This is a genomic window from Pseudomonas sp. SIMBA_068 (assembly GCF_046534705.1).
In the GTDB taxonomy this organism is placed as follows: Bacteria; Pseudomonadota; Gammaproteobacteria; order Pseudomonadales; family Pseudomonadaceae; genus Aquipseudomonas; species Aquipseudomonas putida.
Genome location: NZ_JAWRYI010000456.1, coordinates 1 through 274, shown reverse-complemented (window position 1 = coordinate 274; position 274 = coordinate 1). Strand labels below are relative to the sequence as shown.

Here is a 274-nt window from a genome sequence, read left to right as displayed (position 1 = left end):
GGATAGTGGCGATCACACTGGCGAGTTTGTTGCCGTCGATTTTGCCGCGTTCCAGCAGCTTATTGAGCAGCTTGCTGGCTTCGTTCATCCCCAGCGTTAACGCCTGTGGATTAATATCTTTCATTCTGACCGGCACGCCTTTCCACGCAGACTGGTAGCTGATGCCGCCACCCATAATGCCTGCGCCCAGTACCGCTGCCTGAGCGGGTGCGCCGCTTTCGCTGCCGCGCTTTTTCGCCAGACCTTTCACGTACTGATCGTTGAGGAAGATGCC

General features: G+C 56.9%; 1 protein-coding gene. It reads right to left on the bottom strand.

Going from position 1 to position 274, the window contains the following annotated elements; all coding sequences use genetic code 11:
- On the bottom strand, positions 1-274 hold a 274-nt coding region (locus SB756_RS29940), incomplete at both ends, for a 3-hydroxyacyl-CoA dehydrogenase NAD-binding domain-containing protein (protein ID WP_410913214.1).